We start from the raw sequence: 21,503 nt of genomic DNA, 5'->3' as shown, positions 1-21,503 counted from the left end.
CCGTGTTCGAGTACTTCCCCGGCAACTACGTCTGGAACCTCGGCGTCGTCGCCACCCTCAACAGCGGTGGCCTCATCGACGAGGTCGACCGCGCCTGCCGTCCCATCCGCGAGGCCGCCGCCCAGGGCGAGGACGCCGGAACCCCGGAGTTCCTGCGGGCGTGGACAGCACTGACCGACCAGCTCGTCGGCCAGGCCGAAGCGGCCGAGAAGGCCGGCCACCCCCGCACCGCCGGGCAGCTCTACGCCCGCGCGACCAACTACCTGTGCCAGGCCGAACGCCTGCAGAGCGCGTCCGCGCCCGGCCGGCTCGACACCTACCGCCGCGTCCTGGAACTGCAGCAGAAGGCCCTCGAGCTCGTGTCGCCGGCGGTGACCCGCGTGGCGGTTCCCTTCGAAGGGACGACGTTGCCCGCGTACTTCAGCGCGGCGGGGCCCGGGGCGCCGGTGATGATCCTGTGGAACGGCCTGGATTCGACGAAGGAGCACATGTACTCGTCCGGGCACTGGGCCGAGCTCGCCGCCCGCGGGATCTCCTGCCTCATGGTCGACTGCCCCGGCTCGGGCGAGGCGCTGCGCCTGCAGGGGCTGACCGCGCGCGTCGAGACGGAAGGCTGGGCCACCGCGTGCGTGGACTACCTGGAAACCCGCGCCGACGTCGACGCCACCCGGATCGGGCTCGCCGGCTGGTCCTTGGGCGGTTATTACGCCCCGCGCGCAGCGGCGTTCGAGAAACGCCTCGCGCTCGTGGTGGCGTGGGGCGCCAACCACGACTGGGGCGCGGTGCAACGCCGGCGCCTGGAGCGCGAGGGCGAACGCCCGGTGCCGCACTACTGGGAGCACGTGCTGTGGGTCTGGGGCCACGACGACCTCGAGACGTTCCCGGAGTTCGCGGACGCGGTGCACCTCGACGGCGTCGTCGAGCACATCACCGTGCCGTTCCTGATCTGCCACGGCGAAAACGACCGCCAGATCCCCGTGCGTTACGCGCACCGCTCCTACGATCAGGCGGTGAACAGCCCGAACCGCCACCTCCGGCTGTTCACCGCGGAGGAGGGCGCGACCGAGCACATCGGCCTCGACCACCTGTCCCACACCAGCACGTACATCGCCGACTGGGTCGCCGACACCCTGGCGCACTGAGGCGTGTCCGGGGTGCCGCTGGTCGTGTCGCTAGGTCTCAAGCTCCGAAGATCGGGACCGAGGTGCAGGCGTTGCCGTTCACGCCCTTGAACTTGGTGAAGGAGCCGTTGCTGTTCTTCTTCCAGAAGGACACGCAGATCAGCGAGCCGTTCGGGAAGGATCGGTTCACGGTGAAGGTGTGGTCGACCTCCTGATCGGTGGGGCCGGTCTGCTTGTACCCGTTGGGGCCGAAGATCTCGAAGAATCCGGTTGCGCCGGTCTCGCTGCGGTCTCGCCAGGCGTAGACCTTCGAAACGGTGGTCCCACCGCCCGTACTGCTGTTGCACAATGCGTTCGCGTAGCAGACGACCTCGGTGTCGGTGGTGCCGGCGACAGCCGGGCCGACGAATGCGGAGGTGGCTGCGACGATGATCCCGGCTAACGTCAGGTTGCGCTGGGCAGGCCGTGTGGTCACGGTTTCTCCTTCGGCAGTGGTCGACTTCGAAGCCGACACGGCCGACGGTGATCGCGGGTTGAGGGAGTTCGGGGGCGATCACCCGTTCGGCGTAACGATCGCGCAGCGGGCCGGCGGCAGCCGTCAAAGGTCCAGGACGACGTCCTCCGATGGCCGGGCGCAGCAGACGAGTGCTTCGTCCGGCGCCGGTGGCTCGAGCGGTTCGGGGTCGTACCGCACGTGACCGGAAAGCACCGGGGTGACGCAGGTGTGGCAGACGCCGGTGCGGCAGGACCAGCGCGTCGGCACGTCGCAGGCCTCGGCGAACTCGAGCAGGCTCGGGTAGCCGTCGCTCCACGGCACCGTGAGGCCACTGCGCGCGAACGTGACCGCCGGTCCCGTTCCCGCGGGACCGGCCGGGGGATGGGGCGTCTTCCGGACCACGCCGGTGAGGCCCGGGTTGATCGCGGACACGCCGCCGAACAGTTCACTGTGGACACGATGGGGGTCGAAACCCAGCGATACCAGGGCCTCCCGGATCGCCGTCATGAAGGCGTCCGGTCCGCACAGGTAGGCCGTGCCGTCGGCGGGAAGAGCCAAAGCCGACAGCGTTTCGCGGGTCAGCCGGCCGCTTTCCGCGGTGTAGTGGATGTGCTCGTGGCCGTGCGGAAGGCTCGCCAGCAGCTCGTGCGCTTCGCCGGCGAACGCGTGTTCGGCCGCGGTCCGGGTGGTGTGCAGCCACCAGACCGCCCGTGCGGTGCGGCTCGCGGCGAGGGCGTGCAGCATGGCCAGGACCGGCGTCACGCCGATGCCCGCGGACACGAGGACCACGGGCCGGTCGTCGTCGGTCAGGACGAAGTCGCCTCGGGGCGCCGCGACGTCCACGATCGCGCCGGCCGCCAGGCTCGTGTGCAGGTAGCTGCTGACCACTCCGTCCCGCTTGACGCTGATGCGGTACTCGTGGTCCGACGGCGCCGCCGACAGCGAGTAGCTGCGGACCGGGGCCGGGTCGCCGGCCCCGGGGACCCGGAGGGTGAGGTACTGGCCCGGCTCGGGCCGGGGGAGCGGTGCGCCGTCTTCGGCGGCCAGGTGGAGCGAGGCCACGGTCGTGCTTTCGGGCACCACCCGGGCGACGCGCAGCGGCCGGAACCCGGGCCAGCCGCGGGGTGCCGGTGGCTCCGCCGCGGCCAGCAGGTCGCGGAACGATCCCTGCCAGCCGGGGCTGAGCGCCGGGATGTCGACGGCCTTGCGCAGGACGTCCCGGTCGCGGCCCGGCAGGTAGAGGAGCGCGTCGACGTCCGCGACGCTCAGCTCGTGCCGTCCGGTCCGGGTGCGGACGATCTCGTCGCCGGCCTGGACGTGGCCTTCGGTGATGACCCGCAGGTAGAAGCCGGGCCGGTGGTGCGCCACCAGCAGGGCGGGCATCCGCGGCTCGCCGAGGCGCATCCCGACGCGGAAGCACGTGACGCGCGGCTGGGTGACCTCGAACTCGGCCTCGCCGATCCGGTACCGGTCGCCGATGTGCACCTCGTCGTCGGGCAGGCCGTCGACGGTGAAGTTCTCACCGAACCGGCCGTCCTCGAGATCCTCGCGGCCGAGGAACCGCCGCCAGTGCTCGTAGGACTGGCGCTGGTACACGAGCACCGCGCGGTTCTCGCCGCCGTGGCCGCCCAGGTCGCCCTGGCCGTCGCCGTCGACGTTGAGCCGGCGGACCAGGCGGCGGCCGTCGACCGGGTACTTGAAGATTCCCGTGTGGACGGTCCGGCCCTGCCAGGGCACGTCCTGCGGCAGTCCGACGTTCAGTGACACCAAGCGGGCCATGGTGGTCTTCTCCTTCGATCCGCGGCCTCGCGGCAGGCCTCGCGACACTCGTCAGCCGCTGACGTGCGCGGTGTTGTCGAGCCAATGCCGGACGAGGCCGAGGTCGCCGTCGATGCCGAGGTCGGTGGCTTCGCCGTCGGGGAGCGGGCGCCGCCGGGTCAGGACCATCAGCAGCGATCCCGCCGGGCCGGTCACCGTCACGTCGGCCTCGCGGGTTGCGGGCTGCCACGTCGCGCCGCCGGGCCGCCGTTCGACGAACCACGCGTCGGCGCCGTCCTCGGTGTCGGTGGCCCGCCACTGCAGGGTCTGCCCGGTGCCCCGGATGGCGTGGGCGGACTCGGGCCGCTGCCGCTCCCACGTGGGTGAGGTGAGCATCGCGAAGTGGTTGCCGATGAGCGCGGCCGCGACGGCGGGGTCGACGTCGGCCGGCCGGTGCGCCGCGTTGGCCGCGTCGATGCCGTGGACGACGGCCTCGTTGAGCATGCCGGCCAGCCAGAACCGCGTCCCGGAGCGCTCGTCGCCCGCGGCGTTGAACACCGGCGTGTCGAGCGCGTCGTCGGAGCACGCGCTCGCGACCCGCTGCGCGGACTCCGCCAGCCACGCCGGCCACTCGCGGGGGTCCGTGGGCACCACGGCCATTTCCGTGGGCAGCTCGGCGGGGTCAGTGATGCGGCGCTCGATGATCTCCGCCACCCAGTGCTGGGTCTGGCCCACGTGCGCGACCAGGTCGGCGACGGTCCACCCCGGCGCCGTCGGCACGGTGGCGCCGGGACCGGCCTCGGCGGCCGCGTCCGCCAGGCGCCGGGTGTGTTCGACGATCGCCCGCCGGGCGTGGTCGGCGTTCACTTCGGTCATGCGGTGTCCTCTGCTCGGTGGGCCCCCGCGGGCGCCTTCGACCACGCGTCGAACGACGTCAGCCGGAATCGACAACCGGTCAGCCGGAACCTACCGCGTATCCGCGCAGGAAGAGCGCTTCGGTCAGCGCCATGGCCGCGATTTCCCCCGGTGCGACGCTTTCGTTGGGCGCGTGGATGCGCGCCTGGGGTTCTTCGACGCCGATGAGCAGGATCTCGGCGTCGGGGTACGTCTCGGCCAGGACCGTGCACAGCGGGATCGAGCCACCCTGGCCGAGCTGCGTCATCGGGCGGCCGTAGGCGCTCCGCATGGCGGCGGCCATGCCCCGGTAGGCCGGGCCGTCGGTGGCCATCCGGAACGGGCGACCGGTCGCCTCGACCTCCACCGACAGGCGCACGCCCCACGGTGCCGCCGCGAGCAAGTGCCCGGTCAGCGCGCGGGCCGCGTCGGCCGGCTCGACGCCGGGTGGGATCCGCAGGTTCAGCCGGGCCCGGGCACGCGGGGTGACGGCCGCCGCGGACCCGATCACCGGGGGACAGTCGATGCCGAGCACCGTGGCCGTCGAGCGCGCCCACAGCGTGTCCGCCACTTCGCCGCAGCCGAGCAGGACGGCGCCGGGGGACAGGCCCGCGTCCGCGCGGAACTGCTCCGCCGGGTACGGCGCCCCGGACCAGCGGCCGTCGTTGGGCAGGCCGTCGACGGTGGTGTCGCCCGCGTCGTCGCGGAGCGTGGCGAGCACCGACACCAAGGCCGCCAGCGCGTCCGGGGCGGGGCCGCCGAACATGCCCGAGTGCAGCTCGGACGAAAGCGCTTCGACGGAGACGACGACGTCGACCATCCCGCGCAGGCTGACCGTGACGGCGGGCTGCCCGACCGCGGCGTTCCCGGTGTCGGCCACCAGGATCGTGTCGGCTCGCAGGAGGTCGGCGTGCTCCGGCACGAACGCCTCCAGGCCGCCGGTGCCCTGCTCCTCGGAGCCTTCGACGACCAGCTTGAGGTGGACGGGCAGGTCGTCACCGAGCGCGCGCAGGGCGGTCAGGTGCATGAGGATGTTGCCCTTGCAGTCGGCCGCGCCGCGCCCGTACCAGCGACCGTCCACTTCGGTCAGCCGGAACGGCGGTGTCCGCCATTCGTCGTCCCCGAGCGGTGGCTGGACGTCGTAGTGCGCGTACAGCAGCACGGTAGGCGCTCCGGCCCGGCGGCACGACCGGGAACCGACCACGGCCTGGCTGCCGTCCGGGGTGTCGGCGAGGCGGGTGGCGAACCCGGCATCGGCGAACGCGTCGGCCACCCAGCCGGCGGCTCGCCGGCATTCCGCGGCCGGGAACTGCCGCGGGTCCGCGACGGACCGCATCGCGACGAGGGTCGTGAGGTCTTCCCGCGCTCTGGGCATGAGCTCGTCGACGCGTGTTCGGAGATCCATCGTGCTCACCTGTCCGTCACGTTGGTGAAGCCGAGTCCGCTGACGTACTGCTGGAAGGCGGGGAGCTTCTCGGGGCAGTAGACCTTGATGACGAGCAGTTGCGCCCGCACCACGGTGGCGGGCGCGAGGACTGGGCGCGTCCCGGGGCCGGCGGCTCGCCGGCATTCCGCGGCCGGGAACTGCCGCGGGTCCGCGACGGACCGCATCGCGACGAGGGTCGTGAGGTCTTCCCGCGCTCTGGGCATGAGCTCGTCGACCCGCTTTCGGAGATCCATCGTGCTCACCTGTCCGTCACGTTGGTGAAGCCGAGTCCGCTGACGTACTGCTGGAAGGCGGGGAGCTTCTCGGGGCAGTAGACCTCGATGACGAGCAGCTGCGCCCGCACCACGGTGGCGGGCGCGAGGACCGGGCGCGTCCCGGGGCCGCCCGCCCCGTTGACGAACCCGGTGTCGCTCGTCGCGCGGGCGAGCGCGGCGGCGGGATCGACGCAGATCGAGCCGCCGTCCGTGCCGAGCAGCCGGACGAGCTGGTCCCGTGACGGTGCCCGCGCGCCCTCCTGGGCGAGCCGGGCGACGAGCCGGTCGGCTTTCGCCTCGGCTTCGGCGGTGACCCGCGCGGAGTGGTAGCGCAGGTACCCGGCCACGAACAACCCGCCGAGGACGATCCCCACGACGAGGTAGACGAGCATGCGCTGCGTCCGGGTCGATCGTTCGTCCACAGTGGTCATGACGCCCTCGCCTCCGGTTGCCGCCACGTCGGTTTGCGCAGGCGGTAGAACAGGAACGGCACCACCAGGCCGAGTCCGAGCGCGCCGCCCGCGACGATGCCGAGGTACACCCACGGTTGCCCGAACCGAACTGCGACGGCGGGACGAACCCGACCAGCAGCGCGGCCAGCGACGCGCAGAACCCGACCCCGCACAGCCCGAGCAGCATCGGCGCGCGGTACCCGCGCGGGTGATCGGGGTGCTTGCGCCGCAACCGCACCGCCGCCACGAACATCAGCAGGTACATGATCAGGTACACCTGCGTGGTGATCACCGAGAAGATCCAGTACGCGCTCGAGACGTCCGGGATGAAGGCGTAGCAGAGGGCGATCAACGTGGTGACCGCGCCCTGGGCGACGAGGATGTTCTGCTGCACGCCCTGTTTGTTGAGCCGCTGCAGGAACGGCGGCAGGTACCCCTCCTGCCGGGAAATCAGGAGCAGGCCCTTCGACGGACCGGCCAGCCAGGTCAGCATCCCGCCGAGCGAAGCCAGCAAGAGCATGACGCCGATCAGCGGCGTCAGCCACTGGATGCCGAAGGTGGCGAACACGGCTTCGAAGGCCTGCATCACCCCGGCCGTGAGCGACAGCTGGTCGGCGGGGATGACCCAGCTGATCGCCAGTGCGGGCAGGATGAAGATGACCAGCACCAGCCCCATCGCCAGGAACATCGCCCGCGGGAACTCCTTGCCCGGCTTGCGCAGCGAGGAGACGTGCACGGCGTTCATCTCCATCCCGGAGTAGGACAGGAAGTTGTTGACGATCAGCACCAGGCTCGCGAGCCCCGCCCACGCGGGGAGCAGGTGGTCCGCCGACATCGGCGCCGCGGACGGGTGGCCCTGGGCCAGGAACACGATGCCGAGGACCACCAGCAGTGCGCCGGGGACCAGCGTCCCGATGACGAGCCCGCCGCCGGCGAGCCCGGCCACGCCCTTCGTGCCGCGGGAGGAGATCCAGACCCCCGACCAGTACGCGACGACGATGACACCGGCCGTCCACCACCCGCTGTTCGCCAGGCTCGGGTCGAAGACGTACGCGAGCGTGCTCGCGACGTACCCGAGCAGGCTCGGGTAGTAGAAGATCGTCATCGCGAACTGGCACCAGACGGCCAGGAACCCCATCGGCTTGGAGATCCCGAGCGCCACCCAGTTGTAGACCCCGCCCGGCCAGCCCGACGCCAGCTCGGCCGAGACCAGCGACGTCGGCAGCAGGAACACGATCGCCGGGACGACGTAGAGGAAGACCGCCGCGAGGCCGTACACGGCCATCGTCGGCGACGGGCGCAAGCTCGCGACGGAACTGGTCGTCATGAGCGCGAGCGCGATCCAGGAGATCCACGCCGCGGCGGGTGGCCGCGTGCGCCGCGTCCCTTCGGCAGGCGGTGGGGGAGACCCCGCCGGGCTCGGTCGGTTGGTCGTGGTCATGGCTTTCGGCCTCCCGGGCTCGCCTCGACGGGTGCTTCATCGTGTTCCGCGGGAGTCCCGGCCGGGTCACCCGTCGCGGGCGAGACCGGCCGGTCAGCCGAGCGCGGCATCGAGGGTGACCGCGGCGTCGATGAGGGCGAGGTGGGTGAAGGCCTGCGGGAAGTTGCCGAGCTGCTCCCCGGTCGGCGCGATTTCCTCGGCGTAGAGGCCGACGTGGTTGGCGTAGGTCAGCATCTTCTCGAACGCCGTGCGGGCTTCCTCGAGCCGGCCGGCGCGGGCGAGCGCGTCGACGTAGGCGAAGCTGCACAAGGAAAACGTGCCTTCGTCGCCGGCCAGCCCGTCCGGGGACGCCTCGGGGTCGTAGCGGTAGACCAGGCTGTCGGCCACCAAGCCGGTCCCGATCGCGTCGAGCGTCGAGAGCCACAGCGGGTCCGTGGCCGGCAGGAAACCGGTGCGGGGCATGCGGAGCAGGGACGCGTCGAGCTCTTCGCCCGTGTAGTGCTGGACGAAGGCGTTGCGCGTCCGGTGCCAGCCGCGGCTGAGGACCTGGCCGTGGATGCTGTCGCGCTGCCAGGTCCAGTTTTCGACGGGTGCAGGACGCCCGTGGGCGCTCGCCAGCCGGATGCCGCGGTCGAACGCGACCCAGCTCATCAGGCGGCCGTAGGTGAAGGACTTGCGCCCGCCCCGGGTCTCCCAGATGCCTTCTTCGGGCTGGTCCCAGTGTTCGCCGAGCCAATCCAGCGCCGCACGCAGGGCGGTCCAGCCCTGGTGGGGGAGTTCGAACCCCGCGCCGTCAGCGGCGAAGACGCTGTCGAGGGCTTCGCCGTAGATGTCGAGCTGCAGCTGCCCGGCGGCGTCGTTGCCGATCCGGACCGGGCTCGAACCGCGGTACCCGGACCAGTGCGCGAGGTTTTCCTCGCGCAGGTCCGACGTACCGTCCACCCGGTACAGCACGGCGAGCGGCCCGCCGGCGCCACTCCCGCCTTCCCGGATGCGGTCGCCGAGCCAGCCGCCGAACCGGGCGGCCTCCTCGGCGAACCCGAGCGCCAGCAACGCCGAAACGGAGAACGACGCGTCCCGGACCCAGGTGTAGCGGTAGTCCCAGTTGCGCTCCCCGCCGAGCTGCTCGGGCAGGCCGAGGGTGGGCGCGGCGACCAGCCCGCCGGTCGGGGCGTAGGTGAGGAGCTTGAGGGTGATCGCCGAGCGGGTCACGATCTCCCGCCAGCGGCCGTGGTAGGTGCAGCGGGCCAGCCATTCGCGCCACCACCGCACCGTGCTGTCGAAGAGTTCCGTGAACTCGGCGACGCGGATCTCCCGCGGCGGCTCCGCGGCGTCGGTCTCGAGCACGACCCCGCGGACGTCGCCCGCGCCGAGGGTGAGCCGCAGGTGCACGTCACCCCCTTCGACGCGCGCCTCGGCGAGGTGCTCGTCGCCGGGTTCGCGCACCACGTTCAGCACCAGCGACGTGTCGCGCGCGATGAACACGGCCCCGTTCGCGACGAGCATCGCCTGGTGCGGCCGGCGGCCGTAGTCGAACCGGGGCGCGACCACCACGTCGAACGTCATCCGGCCGCGGACGCAGCGCACGAGCCGGGCGATCCGGTGCCCGGTGGTGGCGGTGGTGCCGCAGGGCGGCATGAAGTCGACCACCTCGCCGATGCCGTCCGGGCCGGAGAACCGGGTGATCAGCACCGCGGTGTCCGGGTGGTACATCTGCGAGCTCGCGCAGGCGCCGGCCGGGCGGATGCGGAACCGGCCGCCGCGCTCGTCGTCGAGGAGGGCGCCGAAGACCGACGGCGAATCGAACCGCGGGGTGCAGAACCAGTCGATCGACCCGTCGGTCGTGACCAGCGCGGCCGTCTGCAGGTCCCCGATCAGCGCGTGCTCGGCGATCGTCGTCTCGGTCATGGCTCCTCCAGGGAACGGGGTCGGGTCTGTGCACCGTCGCCGGAGCGGGCCGGGCCTGCCTCATCCACGGCAGGTGAGGTGGCCCGGCCCCGGCCGGGCCACCGTGTGCGGCACCCGATGAGGAAGGCCCGCCGATGATCGTGCTGCCCCTGGCCCTCGCCCAGTTCGTCGCGAGCTACGCGGCGACCACCATGACCGTGGCCGTCAGCGACATCGCCGCGGACCTCGGCACGACCGTGATCGGCGTGCAGACGGCGATCACGGTGTTCACCCTCACCATGGCGTCGCTCATGGTGCCGGGCAGCAAGCTGAGCGACCTGCTGGGCCGCAAGCGCTGCTTCCTGGCCGGGCTGGCCGTCTACGGCGCCGGCGCGCTGCTGGCTTCGCTCGCGCCCGGTCCGGGGCTGCTGATCCTCGGCTACTCCCTGCTGGAAGGCATCGGGTCGGCGCTGATGATCCCGCCGATCTACATCCTGATCACCGTGACCAGCCCGGACCTCCAGCGCCGGGCTCGCGCGTTCGGCGTGGTCAGCGGGGCGGGGGCGCTCGGGGCCGCGGCCGGGCCGCTCGTCGGCGGCCTGGTCACGACGTGGTTCGGCTGGCGCGCGTCCTTCCTCCTGCAGGTGCTGCTGGTCGGCCTGATCGTCCTGCTGGCGGTGCGGGTCACCGAACCGCCCGCACCGCCCCGCGAGAAGGAGTTCGACGTCGCCGGCGCGGGCCTCTCGGCGGCCGGCCTGTTCTTCGTCGTGTTCGGCGTCCTGCAGGCGGGCACCTACGGCTGGCTGGTCTCACGCACCGACTTCGCCGTCGGCGGGGCGGTCCTGCTGCCCGCCGGCGGGGTCTCGCCGGTGTGGCTGTTCGCCGGGATCGGGGTGCTCTTCCTGGTGGTGTTCTTCGCCCACATCCGCGCGCGCGAGCGGGCCGGGCGGGAGCCGCTGGTCCCGGCCGGGCTCTTCCGCGACCGCGTCACCGGCCTCGGGCTGGCGACCCAGCACGTCCAATGGCTCGTCCTGCAGGGCTCGTTCTTCGTGGTGGCGGTCTTCCTGCAGCAGGTCCGCGGCTACGACGCGATCGAGACCGGGCTGATGCTGACCCCGGCGACGATCGGCATCCTGGGCGCCTCGGCGGCCGCGGGACGGCTGGCGAGGCGGCACTCGCAGCGCCGGCTCGTCCGGGCGGGGTTCGTCCTCGCCATCGCGGGCCTCGCGCTCGTGCTCCTGCTGGTCCGGGCCGAGTCCGGCGTGGCGAGTGCGGTGCCCGGGCTGTTCCTGCTCGGCGCCGGCGTCGGGATCATGCTGACGGCGTCGGTGAACCTGGTGCAGTCGCGGTTCCCGGACGCCGCCCAAGGCGACATTTCGGGAGTGTCGCGCAGCGCGTCCAACCTCGGCTCGTCGGTGGGGACGGCGCTGGCCGGTTCCGTCCTGGCCGGGACGCCGCACCTCGGCGGCCGGTCCTTCGCGCTGGCCCTCACCACCCTGGGCGTCGCGGCGGTGGCCGGCCTGATCGCGGCCCTGCTGCTGCCGGCGCCGGACTGAACCGTCCCCTGTGGACGAACGCCGGTGCCGCACCGCGGTCAGGATCACCCGCAGCGCCACGCCCAGCACCACCAGGTCCGCGACCATCTGGACCGTCACCAGCACCCGGGCGGCGGCGGAAACCGGGGTGATGTCGCCGAAGCCGACGGTGGTGAACACGGTGACCGCGAAGTACAGGGCGTCGGTCCGCGTCAGCGTCGTGCCGAACGAGCCCGCGCTGTCGTGGGCGAGCACGTAGTAGCCGTCGGCGAACAGCAGGAGGAAGAGCGGGAGGATGAGGGCCAGCGCCTGCACGCCCTGCCAGGCCGGGAACGGCGAGCGCAGGATCATCCGCACCTCGCCGACGACCAGCACCACGACGAGCGCGAGCCCGGCGGTGAACACGACCGCGGTCCACGGCCGCAGGGCCTGCCCGACCGGGAGCAGGTAGTAGAGGCAGACCAGCGCGGTGATCGTGAGCAGCGGCCGGAGCACCGCGAGGTGGACGAACCGCCACCGGCGCGCGGCGGTCAACGCGCGAGGGCCTTCTGCTTGAGCGCCGCGTATTCCCGGTCGTCGATGACGCCCTCCTCCAGCAGCCGCCGGGCCTCGGCGATCTGCGCCGCACTGTTGTTGTCCGATGTGGACACCGAGCGCACGTAGTCGTCGAACCGGTGCCGCGCCGCCGTTTCCCGGTCCCGCTGCCGCTCGGCGAGGTGCCGGCCCTGGGTGAGCAGGTAGAGCAGCACCCCGATGATCGGCAGCACGATCACCAGCACCGTCCAGCCCGCCTTGGCCCAGCCGGACACGTCGGCGCGGCGGAACAGGTCGCCGAAGGCCACGAACAACAGCCAGAACCAGGCGATCCAGCAGAAGAACACCAGCATCGTCCACATCAGGTTCAAGAACGGGTATTCCGCGTTCGCCAGGGCCATGACATCTCCTCAACCGGGATCGGGGCCAGGCACGCTGCGGCGTGCCCGGCCCACTCGACCGGATCCCGGTGCCGCTCGCCTCACCCGCGCCGGGTGGGGCGAGCGGGCGTCAGACCGTGAAGTCGGCGACCTCGGTGTCGAGCAGGCCGCGCTTCTGCGCGATCGCGACGGCGTCGCGCCGGCTGCGGACGTCGAGCTTCGCGTAGATGCCGCGCACGTGGGTCTTGACGGTGTTCGGCGAGACGGTCAGGTCCTGGGCGATCTCGTCGATCGACCGCTGGGTCGGGAGCAGGCGCAGGACGCTGCGTTCGCGCTCGGTCAGCGGCGCCGGGATCGGCGGGGTGCGCAGCCGGCGCCGGACGGACAGGATCTCGCCCGCGAACCGCTCGCCGGCGCCGAGGCCGCCCAGCCGGCTGGTCAGGAACCCGATGAGCTCGGCCGGCGCGAAGACGAACGGGAACCGGACGCCGGTGGGCTCGGCGGTGCGCAGGGCGTCGTCGAGCAGCCGGGCCGCCCGCTCCCGTGCCCCGGCCGCCAGCGCGGCCTGCACCCCGACCAGCGACGCCTCGATCATGGCCCATTCCAGTTCCATCGGCGCGCCGTCGTCGGCCAGCGACCGCAGCACGGTGCTCGCCGCGTGGTGCCGGCCGAGCCGCAGCTGGGTCCGGGCGCGCATCAGCAGCAGCTCGCCCGAACCGGCGAGGATCGGCAGGGCCCAGCGAACCGTGTCCCTGGCCTGGGCCGCCGCGCCCAACCGGAGCGCCGCACGCTGCTCCAGCACGGCGCACAGAGCCGCGTACCCGGTCGGGCAGGCCCGTCCGGTCCCGAGTCGGGTGCGGGCCCGGCGCATCCGCCGCAGGCCCGCGTGCCAGCTGCCGAGCTCGAACTCGGCGGCGCCGCGCAACGTCTCCGAAAGCAGCCGCAGGTCGCGAGCCGCCCGCGCCGGGGCGTCCCCGACCAGGAGCCGGGTTTCCTTCGCGTGCTTGAGGCACTCGGCGGGCTCGCCCCGCAACAGGGCGCCGTAGGACAGCAGGGCGTTCGCCTGCGCGCCCTGGAGGGACCGCAGGGAATTCTCCCGCGGCCGGCGGACTTCCGCCCGGCGCGCCAGCGTCTCCATCACCCGGTAGTCGCCGTCGCGGCCGGCCAGCTCGGCGAGGGTGGTGAGGCACTGCGCGACGGTGAAGTCCTGCCGGAGCGACTCCGCGGTGCCGAGCAGCCGCACCAGGGTTTCCCGGGCCTGGTCGAGGGTGAGCAGGACACCGGCGCGGTGCAGGGTCGCGAGGCCGCCGAGACCGGTGCCGTCGGCCAGTCGTTCGTCGACCTCTTCGGCCGCGCGGCGGATCCGGGCCGGCGTGCCGTCCACCTGGGCGAGCCGGGAGTACGCCAGCTGCCGCAGGACGGTCAACTCCGGCGCCGGCCGGGCCGGCCACGCCGCCTCCGCGCTCGCCAGCTGCAGCCCGGCCGCCGACGTCTCGGCCGCCTCCAGGCAGAGCGCGGCCGAGATCAGCGCGGCCAAGGGGCCGGCGGGCATCCGCCGGCCGTCGAAGACGGCGAGCGCGAGCCGCAGGACGTGGTGCTCTCCGGCGAGGAACAGCGTGACGGCGTGCTCGCGCAGCAACTCGCCCACCCGGGCGGGATCGCCCGCGCGGACGCTGTGCAGCAGCGCCGGCGCCGGCCGGTCGTGCGCGGCGAACCAGCGGGCCGCGGCCGCGTGGAGGGTGCGCGCCCGGTCCGGTGCCCGGCGCTGCAGCTCGGACCGCAGGTAGGTGCGCAGCAGCGGCGTCACGCGGTGGTGCGGTGGGGCACCGGCGGAGTCGACCACCCGGGTGGCCGGCTCGCCCAGCTCGTGGAGCATCGCTTCCGCGTCCGCGCGGCCGCTGAGCACCGGGGCGAGCCCGGCCGGGAGCTCGTCGCAGATGCTGATCGTCCGCAGCAGTTCCCGCTGCGCCGGGGTGAAGGGGGCGAGGACCTCGTCGGTCAGGTAGGCGAGGACGCCGCTGTCCTGGCCGGTGTCGAACTCCCGCAGGCTGCCGTGCCGGGCCGCGGACGCCGCGGCCAGCCGCAGCCCCGCCGGCCAGCCGCCGGTCCGGGCGACGAGCGGGGCGACCTCGTCCCGCGGGACCGCCGCGTCGGCCGCGGCGAACAGGGCGTCCGCTTCGTCGGCGGTGAACCGCAGCCGGGCGGCGCCGACTTCGACGAGCCGGTCCGCGAGCCGGGCCCGGCCCAGGGGCAGCGGCGGTTCCCGCCGGCTCGCGATCGCCAGGCACAGCCCGGCCGGCTGGTGGCGGACCAGCGCCCGGAGCCCGTGCCACGGGTCGGGGGAGGTGATCTCCTGGGCGGCGTCGAGGACGAGCACGACGGGCTTGGGCAGGGTGTCCAGCGCGTCGGCGACCTGGGCGAGGAAGGCGAGATCGGCGCTCGGGGCGTCAGGCACGGTCAGCTCCCGCAGCGGGTTGCCCTCCGGGAGCCGGCCGCAGCCGCCGAGCGCTTCGAGGACCGCGGACCAGAAGAGCCGGTCATCGTTGTCGTCGGCGTCGGCGGACAGCCAGGCGACCGCGCCGCGGTCCTGGCGCCGCGCCCATTCGGCGAGCAGCACGGTCTTGCCGAACCCCGCCGGGGCACCGACGAACACCATGGCCGCTTCGGTCGTCGCGTCGAGGACGGTGAGCAGACGCGGCCGCGACACGAGATCCGCCGGGGGACCGGGAACGGTGATCTTCGTTCTCGGAACCCGTCTTCGGGACGAGACTTCGCGACATTGACGCATGGCAATTCTCCTTCGTCTTCGGCGCCGGGCAAGCCCGGCGGATCCTGCCACGAAATAGGCCGGGCTCACCCGCTGTGGGCGAGGAAAACAACGGCCTCGGGCAGAATCGTGTGGCGGGTGAAAATTCGTGGAAATACCCCGGGGCGCCGTCCTCGCCGATTCGCCGCCTCGCAGTTCTGCTGGCTCGGACCGGGGGAGGTCGTGGTGCTCGAGGTGGTGCGGACCGGCCGGGTCGGGATCGGGTCGGTGCTGCTCGGAGCGGCCGTCGCACTCTCCGCCCTGACCTCGGTGGGCGAGGTGCGGACCGGGGTCCGCGCCGGGGCCGACCTGGTCGCGAGGCTGGTCTTCCTGCCGGCGCGCGGGTGGTCGATCCTGGTGGTGCTGCTCGACGTGGCGGTCGTCGCCCGCGCCTGGTATTCGGCCGGCCGGGCCCGGCGGGACGGGAGCGCCCGGTGAGCCGGGCCGGCATCCTCGGCCCGGCCGCGGGCCCGAATTACGTCTTCCGGGGATGCGGTGCCATTCCGGAATGGTCCGCCCAAGGCGCCGAGGATTTCCGGGGAGTGCTCGTCGTGCCGGTTCCGCCCGAGACGATAGTTTTCGGAACGGTGGCCGACCCGGGGTGCCTGCCGGAGATTCTGCGCCGGCTCGAGGTGCTCGGGATGCGCGTGGAGTCCGTGCACCGGGTCCGGGAACTCCCGCGTCCGGCGCCCGGCGCCGGCGGGTGAAAAGACGCGCGCGAGGCGACCCGTCACGACCTGGACACCGCGGTGACGCGGCCCGCCCGGATCGCTTGCCGCAGGGCAGCGTGGTCGCGTTCGTTCTGGTCGGCGCAGGCCACCGAGAACTCCCGGACGGCTTCGGCGAAAGCCGGCCCCGAGCCGAGGTACGCGGCGATCGCGAGCGGGTCCCCGGTGCGCGCGTGCGCCCGGGCCAGGGTCCACCCGCAGAGCCGGGCGTGGGCCCTCAGCACGTCCGGGGTCATCGTGGTGACGTCGCCGTCGTCGTGGTCGTCGCGCAGCCGGCGGACGTGGAACTCGTCGATGCGGCCGTCGAACTCCGCGGCGCGGGCCCAGCCCAGGAAGACGTCGCCGGTGGCCTGGATCAGCCGTTGCCCGGTGACCACCCGCCGGCCGGGGCCGCCCGGCACCGCGGTGCCGGTGTACTCCTGCAACACCGAGGGCCGGGCTTCCTTGAGCTGCAGGAAGAGCGGATCCCCGGTGCCGGTCCGGACGAGCAGGACCACCCAGCAGCGGGTGCCCGCGCCACCCGGCCCGGTCACGGCGCGGGCGACGTCGGCGAGCCGGTAGCGGTCCAGCAACGCCCGCCGCGCCGGGCCGAGCGTGCGCCGGTACCGCGCGAACACGGCGCCGAGGCGGTCGGTCAGCGTCGCGGGGTCGCCGTCCCCGGCGAGGCAGCCCGCCGGGACGACCGAGGGCGGCCGCGCGGCCAGCCGCAGCCGCCCGTCCCGGATTTCGGTGTACCGGCGCACTCCCGGGACGCGGCGCTTCGCCGGCCCCAGCCGGTGGGACGCGACCACCCGCAGCGTCCGGGCGTCGGCCGGGGCGAAGTAGATGTCGAGCGGCGTGCGGCGCGCGAAGTCGTGCATCGCCAGCCGGTACGCCTCGACCGCGGCGAGCACCGTGCGCCGCCGCTGGCCCGCCGGGTGCTCGTTTTCCCGGCCGGTGACCTCGAAGCTCGCGGCCAGCCGTTTGACGTCCCATTCCCAGGGCGCGGGCAGCGTCTCGTCGAAGTCGGTGAAGTCGAAGACCAGCCGCCGGCCCTGCGCGGTCACCAAGCCGAAGTTCGCCAGCTGGGCGTCGCCGCACGCCTGGACTCCGAACCCGGTCCGCGGGGTCAGGGCGAGGTCGGCCGCCGCGGGGAGGGCGGCGCCGCGGAAGAAGGCCAGCGGCGAGGCGGCCATCCGGCCGTAGCGGAGCGGCACCAGTTCCGGCACCCGATCGCGGTCCTGGCGGCGCAGCAGCGTGAAGGGATCCGCGCGCCGGAGGTGGCCGGGGAACTCGGCGTGGGCGGCCGCCGGCACCGCGGCGCGCGCGGCGCGGCCTCGGACGATCCGCGCATCGGGTGCCGCCGTCTGCTTGTCGGTGAGAGTCATGGACGGATCGTCGGCCGCGGAACCGGCCGCGGCGTCGCCCGCCGGGGGTGAAGCGGGGAGTCATCCACCACGGGTGACGACCGGAAGTGGCGCGGACCGCAAGGTGAGCCGTGGAGGTGCGGTGATGACGAAGTGGACGACGAGCGCCCGCCGGCGCCGGGCCGGAGTGCCGAGGGGATCTCCCCGGCGGCGCTCGGCGCCTCGCTTCGCCATCCCGTCGGGCCGCCCCGCGGCGCTCTCGGGGGAGCGTCGCCGGGCGGGCGGAACCTCCTGCGGGGCCGCGGCGACGCTCGGGGGCGCCGCCGCGGTCCTCCCGCGACGGCGGTCCCGGGAGGCCTACCGCGCCGCCCGTTGCGGCGTTTCGCCGAAGGCGTCGCGCAGCCGGGCTTCCTCTTCGCCGGACAGGTTGGTGCTCAGCAGCAAGGCACCGGTTTCCTTGAACGGCTCGACGACCCGGTCCAGCACGGTGTCCTGCGACAGCACGAACAAGGCGGACGTGCCGGGGGTGACCTGGGTCCGGACGGTGTCGATGAACTCCTCGTCGATCCCGACGTGACTCAGCGACCCGGTCAGCGCCCCGATCGCCGCGCCGACGGCCATGCCCAGCAGCGGGACGAGAAAGATCAGGCCGAACAGCAGGCCCCAGAAGCCACCGCCCAGCGCGCCGGCACCGGTCAGCGAACCGAGGTCCTTCGTCTTCGGCTTCTTCCGTCCCTCGGGCCAGCTCACGCAAGCCGCATCGGTGATCGAAATCAGCTGCTGCTTCTGTAGCTGCCGTAGCAGATCCAGTGCGTTTTCGGCACCTTCGACGGTCGGGAACCGCCACACGGTCAACGTGGACATGACGTCCTCCTCGGTCCGGGTTCGGTGGTCTGCCGCACTGTCTCCTCCGGCGCCGGGGCACGGCATCGCCCACGCCGTGTGAGCCGCGCGCACCGCGCCCGGACCGCGTGATCTCACCTGGGGCGGGCGAGGCCCGGCGGACCGGCGACCGACCATGATCGCCCGGGTCCGCAACTCGCCGACGAACGAGGAAGAGTGATCATGACCGAACCCATGCAGCCCCGGACCGGAACGACCGGCGCCCGGGCACCCCTCCCGCCGGAGCGGGCCGTCGCGCGGTCCCGGCGGGTCGGCTGGATCTGGTTCGCTTCGGCGATCACCGTCCTGGTCGGACTGTTCAACGTGGTGGAAGGCGTGGTCGCGTTGTTCGACCGCGACTACTACGTCGTCGGCCCGTCCGGACTGCTCGTCTTCTCCCTGGCCGGCTGGGGCTGGCTCCACCTGATCGTCGGCATCCTCGTGGTGGTGACCGGGATCGCCTTGACCACCGGCTCTACGTGGGCGCGGGTCGTGACGGTCGCGCTGGCCGGGTTCAACGCGCTCGCGCAGCTGGCTTTCCTGTCCGCGTACCCGTTCTGGGGCACCATCGTGATCGCCCTCGACGTCCTCGTGATCTGGGCCGTCATCGTGCACGGTGACCAATCCACCTACGAAATCTGGTGACCCGGCATCCGGGTCGCCCGTCGGTGATCAGTACAGTCGTGGCCTCCGCCCGGCGTCGACCGCGGAACCGGGGCGAAGTCTCCCGACAGCCGAGAGGTTGACGTGCCCGATCCAGTGACGAGCCCGTTCCGGCCGGTTCCCGGCGGCAAGGTCGCGGTCCCGCGGCTGCCGGGGATCTTCGTTCCCCGTGCGCGGCTGGGGGTGCTGCTCGACCGCGCCACCACCCGGCCCGTCACGGTGGTCCGGGCGCCGGCCGGCGCCGGCAAGACCACGGCGCTGGCCGGCTGGGCCGGCGACGGCCGCGCGGTCGCCTGGGTTTCTTTGGACTCCGACGACAACGACGAGTCCCGGCTGTGGGCGGCGATCCTCGGCGCGTTGCGCCGGTGTCCCGCCGTGCCCGCGGGCGGTGTCCTGCACCGGCTCGGCCCGCCACGGCCCGGGCGGCGGGGCGCGTTCCTGGCCGACCTCGACGACGCGGTCGCCGGTCTGGACCACCCGGTACGGCTGGTCCTGGACGACCTTCAGGAGCTCTCGCACCCGGAGCCGCTGGAGGCGCTCGCGACCCTCGCCCGGCACCTGCCATCCGGGCTGCGGCTGGTGCTGGCGACCCGCGTCGAGCCGCGGCTGCGGCTGGCCCGCCTGCACGTCGAAGGCGCCCTGTCCCGGGTGGAGGCCGCCGAACTCCGGTTCACCGCGAAGGAAACCGCCAACCTGTTGCGGGCCACCGGGGCCACCGTGGTCGACGACCGCGTTCGCGAGCTCACCGAACGCACCGCGGGCTGGGCCGCCGCCCTCGGCTGGGCCGCGGTTTCGGTGCGGAAGGCGGAGAACGCGGACGCGCTCGTCGCTTCCGTCACCGGTGACAGCCGGGCCGTCGCCCGGTTCCTCGCCGACGAAGTGCTTTCGCGCCTGCCCGCGGCGACGTCGGATCTCCTGCTTTGCCTCAGCGTCTGCGACGCGGCCGGCCCGGCGCTCGCGGTCCGGCTGTCGGGCCGGCCGGATGCCGGGGCCCGGCTGGACGAACTCGAGCGCGAAATGGGGCTCGTCACGCGGACCCCGGCCGAGACCTACCGGCTGCCGCCGTTGCTGCGCGTCTTCCTGCGCGCCGAGCTGGCGCGGCGGGACCCGGCGCGGGTGCCGCGGCTGCACGGGATCGCCGCGCGGTGGTACGCCGGCGAAGGCCGCTTCGGGGAGGCCCTCCGGCACGCCGTGGCGGGCCGCGACCGGCAGCGGGTCCTGGCGCTGGCCCGGGATCAGGCCGTGCGCCAGGTGCTGGCCGGCGACGGCGATCCGGTGCGGGTCGCGCTGACCCACCTGGGCGCCGGGACGGTCGCCGTGAGCCCGCAGCTGCGGCTGGCGTCGGCACTGGAGAACATCCAGCGCGGCCGGCTCGCCGAAGCGCGTGCCGACCTCGGCGAAGAGGCGGCGGACGACGACTTGTGGCCGCTCGCCGTCCGCCATTTGGCCTCGGTGACGGGAAAGCGCCCGCCGGAGGCGGATCCGCCGGTGGCCCGCCGCCCGGAAACCGTGGCGTGGGCGCATCTCGATCGCGCGTGGCGCTCGGTGCACCGGGGCGCGCGCCGGCACGCCGTGACCCAGGCGCAGGAAGCCATGCGGCTGGCCCAGGGCGAGCGGCTCGACCACTTGGTGCTTCACAGCAGGCTCGCGGTCGCCGTCGCCACGGCGGTGGGCGGCGATCACCCGGCGATGCGCCGCGCCTGCACCGGTGCGCTCGCCATCGCGCGCCGGCACGGCTGGCGCCGGTCCCCGGGAGTGGCGGAGTGCCACCTGTTGCTGGCCTACGACGACCTGATGCGCGCCGAGCCGGTGGCCGCGGCCCGCGAACTGGCCCAGGCGGCGACGGCGGAAGTGCCCGGGGGCGTGCCCCTGCTGCGGCCGCTGCGCGAGTTCTTCGAAGGCATGGTGCGTTTCGACGACGGTGACCGGGTGGCGAGCTCCCAGGTCATGCGGGCGGCCCGCCACCGCCTCGCCGACCTCGAGCTGCCCCGCGAGGTCGTAGCGGTGTGCGCGGTCGCCGAGTACCACGCGGCGCTCACCCTCGGCGAAGGACTGCACGCGGCCGAAGTGCTCGCTTGGGTGCACGAGCGGCTGCCCGGCAGCGGCGAGCTGGCGGTCCTGCGGGTCCGCGCCCACCTCGCCGCCGACGAAACCGAAGCGGCCGAAGCGGTCCTGCGGGACACGGCCTCGGCGACCTCGGTGCTCCCGGCCACCCCGGTCGACCGATCTCTGGCCGAGACAGCGCTCGCCCTGCGTTCGCACCGGCGGACCAAGGCCCTGCACGCCCTCGACCGCGCACTCGCCCTCGCCCGCCCTAACGGACTGGTGCGGCCGTTCGCCTTGGCCGAACCCCGGGTAGGCCACCTGCTGATCGACCACTCCGGCGGGTTCGGTTCACTGGACAGGTTCGCCCAGGCGGTCCGCGGCCGGCTGGTCACGCACGCGCCGCCGAGCGACCTGACCGACCGCGAGCAGGTGGTCCTGCAGCGGCTGCCGTCGCAGCGGTCGTTGGACGAGATCGCGTCCGATCTGACGGTTTCGGTCAATACCGTGAAGACTCACGTGCGGGCTATTTACGGGAAGCTCGGTGTGAACAACCGGCGTTCCGCTGTCGTGGTCGCTCGGCAGCACGGGTTGACTTGAGGTTTCTTGTTCCTTGTCGTGGCGGGGTGCGGAGAGCAGCGTGGCGGTGCGGGCTGTCTGCGGGCATGCACGACCTGATCTGATGCTTCCTACTCTTGTGGCGCTGGGCTGCCGACAGCAGGGCGTTGGTGCATGGTCATCTGCGGCAAGCTCGGTGTGAACAACCGGCGTTCCGCTGTTGTGGTCGCTCGACAGCACGATCTGACCCGACGCCTCTCACCCCTTATTGCGGCGGG

The 21,503-nt window shown here is 73.3% G+C and carries 16 protein-coding genes and 1 pseudogene; 6 read left to right on the top strand and 11 right to left on the bottom strand.

Annotated features, from left to right (window positions below):
* The first annotated feature begins 2 nt into the window (after window positions 1-2).
* Window positions 3-1,142, top strand: a complete 1,140-nt coding sequence (locus tag AB0M30_RS12135; RefSeq protein WP_364583083.1) for an alpha/beta fold hydrolase — start codon at window positions 3-5, stop codon at window positions 1,140-1,142.
* A gap of 37 nt (window positions 1,143-1,179) precedes the next feature.
* On the opposite strand, the gene AB0M30_RS12130 is transcribed toward AB0M30_RS12135, so the two are convergent.
* From AB0M30_RS12130 to AB0M30_RS12105, 6 genes are all read right to left on the bottom strand, one after another.
* On the bottom strand, window positions 1,180-1,596 hold the full coding sequence (locus AB0M30_RS12130) for a hypothetical protein (RefSeq protein WP_364583081.1): 417 nt from the start codon (window positions 1,594-1,596) through the stop codon (window positions 1,180-1,182).
* 123 nt (window positions 1,597-1,719) lie between these two features.
* Complete coding sequence (locus AB0M30_RS12125; protein ID WP_364583078.1) at window positions 1,720-3,396, bottom strand: MOSC and FAD-binding oxidoreductase domain-containing protein; 1,677 nt, start codon at window positions 3,394-3,396, stop codon at window positions 1,720-1,722.
* 51 nt (window positions 3,397-3,447) lie between these two features.
* A complete protein-coding gene (locus tag AB0M30_RS12120; RefSeq protein WP_364583076.1) occupies window positions 3,448-4,251 on the bottom strand; it encodes a maleylpyruvate isomerase family mycothiol-dependent enzyme in 804 nt (267 codons plus the stop codon).
* Window positions 4,252-4,330: 79 nt separating this feature from the next.
* Complete coding sequence (locus AB0M30_RS12115) at window positions 4,331-5,674, bottom strand: dipeptidase (RefSeq protein WP_364583073.1); 1,344 nt, start codon at window positions 5,672-5,674, stop codon at window positions 4,331-4,333.
* A gap of 5 nt (window positions 5,675-5,679) precedes the next feature.
* On the bottom strand, window positions 5,680-7,749 hold the full coding sequence (locus AB0M30_RS12110; protein ID WP_364583070.1) for an amino acid permease: 2,070 nt from the start codon (window positions 7,747-7,749) through the stop codon (window positions 5,680-5,682).
* 207 nt (window positions 7,750-7,956) lie between these two features.
* On the bottom strand, window positions 7,957-9,771 hold the full coding sequence (locus AB0M30_RS12105) for a glycoside hydrolase family 15 protein (protein ID WP_364583068.1): 1,815 nt from the start codon (window positions 9,769-9,771) through the stop codon (window positions 7,957-7,959).
* 134 nt (window positions 9,772-9,905) lie between these two features.
* On the opposite strand from AB0M30_RS12105, the gene AB0M30_RS12100 reads away from it, so the two are divergent.
* Entirely contained in the window at window positions 9,906-11,306 is a 1,401-nt protein-coding gene (locus AB0M30_RS12100) for an MFS transporter (protein ID WP_364583066.1), read from the top strand.
* A 90-nt stretch (window positions 11,307-11,396) separates the two neighbouring features.
* On the opposite strand, the pseudogene AB0M30_RS12095 reads toward AB0M30_RS12100, so the two are convergent.
* From AB0M30_RS12095 to AB0M30_RS12085, 3 genes and pseudogenes are all read right to left on the bottom strand, one after another.
* Window positions 11,397-11,636: pseudogene (locus tag AB0M30_RS12095) on the bottom strand (potassium channel family protein); the annotation flags it as partial.
* Window positions 11,637-11,815: 179 nt separating this feature from the next.
* Complete coding sequence (locus AB0M30_RS12090) at window positions 11,816-12,220, bottom strand: SHOCT domain-containing protein (RefSeq protein ID WP_364583063.1); 405 nt, start codon at window positions 12,218-12,220, stop codon at window positions 11,816-11,818.
* Between the two features lie 109 nt (window positions 12,221-12,329).
* The gene (locus tag AB0M30_RS12085; protein ID WP_364583061.1) at window positions 12,330-14,987 is read right to left on the bottom strand and encodes a LuxR C-terminal-related transcriptional regulator; all 2,658 of its coding nucleotides are present in this window, start codon (window positions 14,985-14,987) and stop codon (window positions 12,330-12,332) included.
* Window positions 14,988-15,191: 204 nt separating this feature from the next.
* Between AB0M30_RS12085 and AB0M30_RS12080 the strand changes: the two genes are divergently transcribed.
* Together AB0M30_RS12080 and AB0M30_RS12075 are read left to right on the top strand one after the other, a co-directional pair.
* Window positions 15,192-15,443 (top strand): hypothetical protein, encoded by a 252-nt coding sequence (locus AB0M30_RS12080; RefSeq protein WP_364583058.1) that lies wholly within the window; start codon window positions 15,192-15,194, stop codon window positions 15,441-15,443.
* Window positions 15,440-15,712 carry a hypothetical protein gene (locus tag AB0M30_RS12075; RefSeq protein WP_364583056.1) on the top strand — a complete coding sequence of 91 codons (273 nt, stop codon included), beginning with the start codon at window positions 15,440-15,442 and terminating at the stop codon, window positions 15,710-15,712. The genes AB0M30_RS12080 and AB0M30_RS12075 overlap by 4 nt, the downstream gene beginning before the upstream one ends.
* A 23-nt stretch (window positions 15,713-15,735) precedes the next feature.
* Here the strand turns inward: AB0M30_RS12075 and AB0M30_RS12070 are convergent, their stop codons facing one another.
* Window positions 15,736-17,100, bottom strand: coding sequence for a DUF2252 domain-containing protein (locus AB0M30_RS12070; protein ID WP_364583053.1), 1,365 nt, complete (start codon window positions 17,098-17,100; stop codon window positions 15,736-15,738).
* 336 nt (window positions 17,101-17,436) lie between these two features.
* Window positions 17,437-17,943 (bottom strand): DUF1269 domain-containing protein, encoded by a 507-nt coding sequence (locus tag AB0M30_RS12065; protein WP_364583050.1) that lies wholly within the window; start codon window positions 17,941-17,943, stop codon window positions 17,437-17,439.
* Window positions 17,944-18,144: 201 nt separating this feature from the next.
* Between AB0M30_RS12065 and AB0M30_RS12060 the strand changes: the two genes are divergently transcribed.
* Both AB0M30_RS12060 and AB0M30_RS12055 read left to right on the top strand, forming a co-directional pair.
* Window positions 18,145-18,606 (top strand): hypothetical protein, encoded by a 462-nt coding sequence (locus tag AB0M30_RS12060; RefSeq protein ID WP_364583047.1) that lies wholly within the window; start codon window positions 18,145-18,147, stop codon window positions 18,604-18,606.
* Window positions 18,607-18,708: 102 nt separating this feature from the next.
* A complete protein-coding gene (locus tag AB0M30_RS12055; protein WP_364583044.1) occupies window positions 18,709-21,267 on the top strand; it encodes a LuxR C-terminal-related transcriptional regulator in 2,559 nt (852 codons plus the stop codon).
* The last annotated feature ends 236 nt before the right edge of the window (window positions 21,268-21,503 follow it).

The organism is Amycolatopsis sp. NPDC051716 (assembly GCF_040681595.1).
In the GTDB taxonomy this organism is placed as follows: domain Bacteria; phylum Actinomycetota; class Actinomycetes; order Mycobacteriales; family Pseudonocardiaceae; genus Amycolatopsis.
This window is presented reverse-complemented; position numbering and strand designations above follow the sequence as displayed.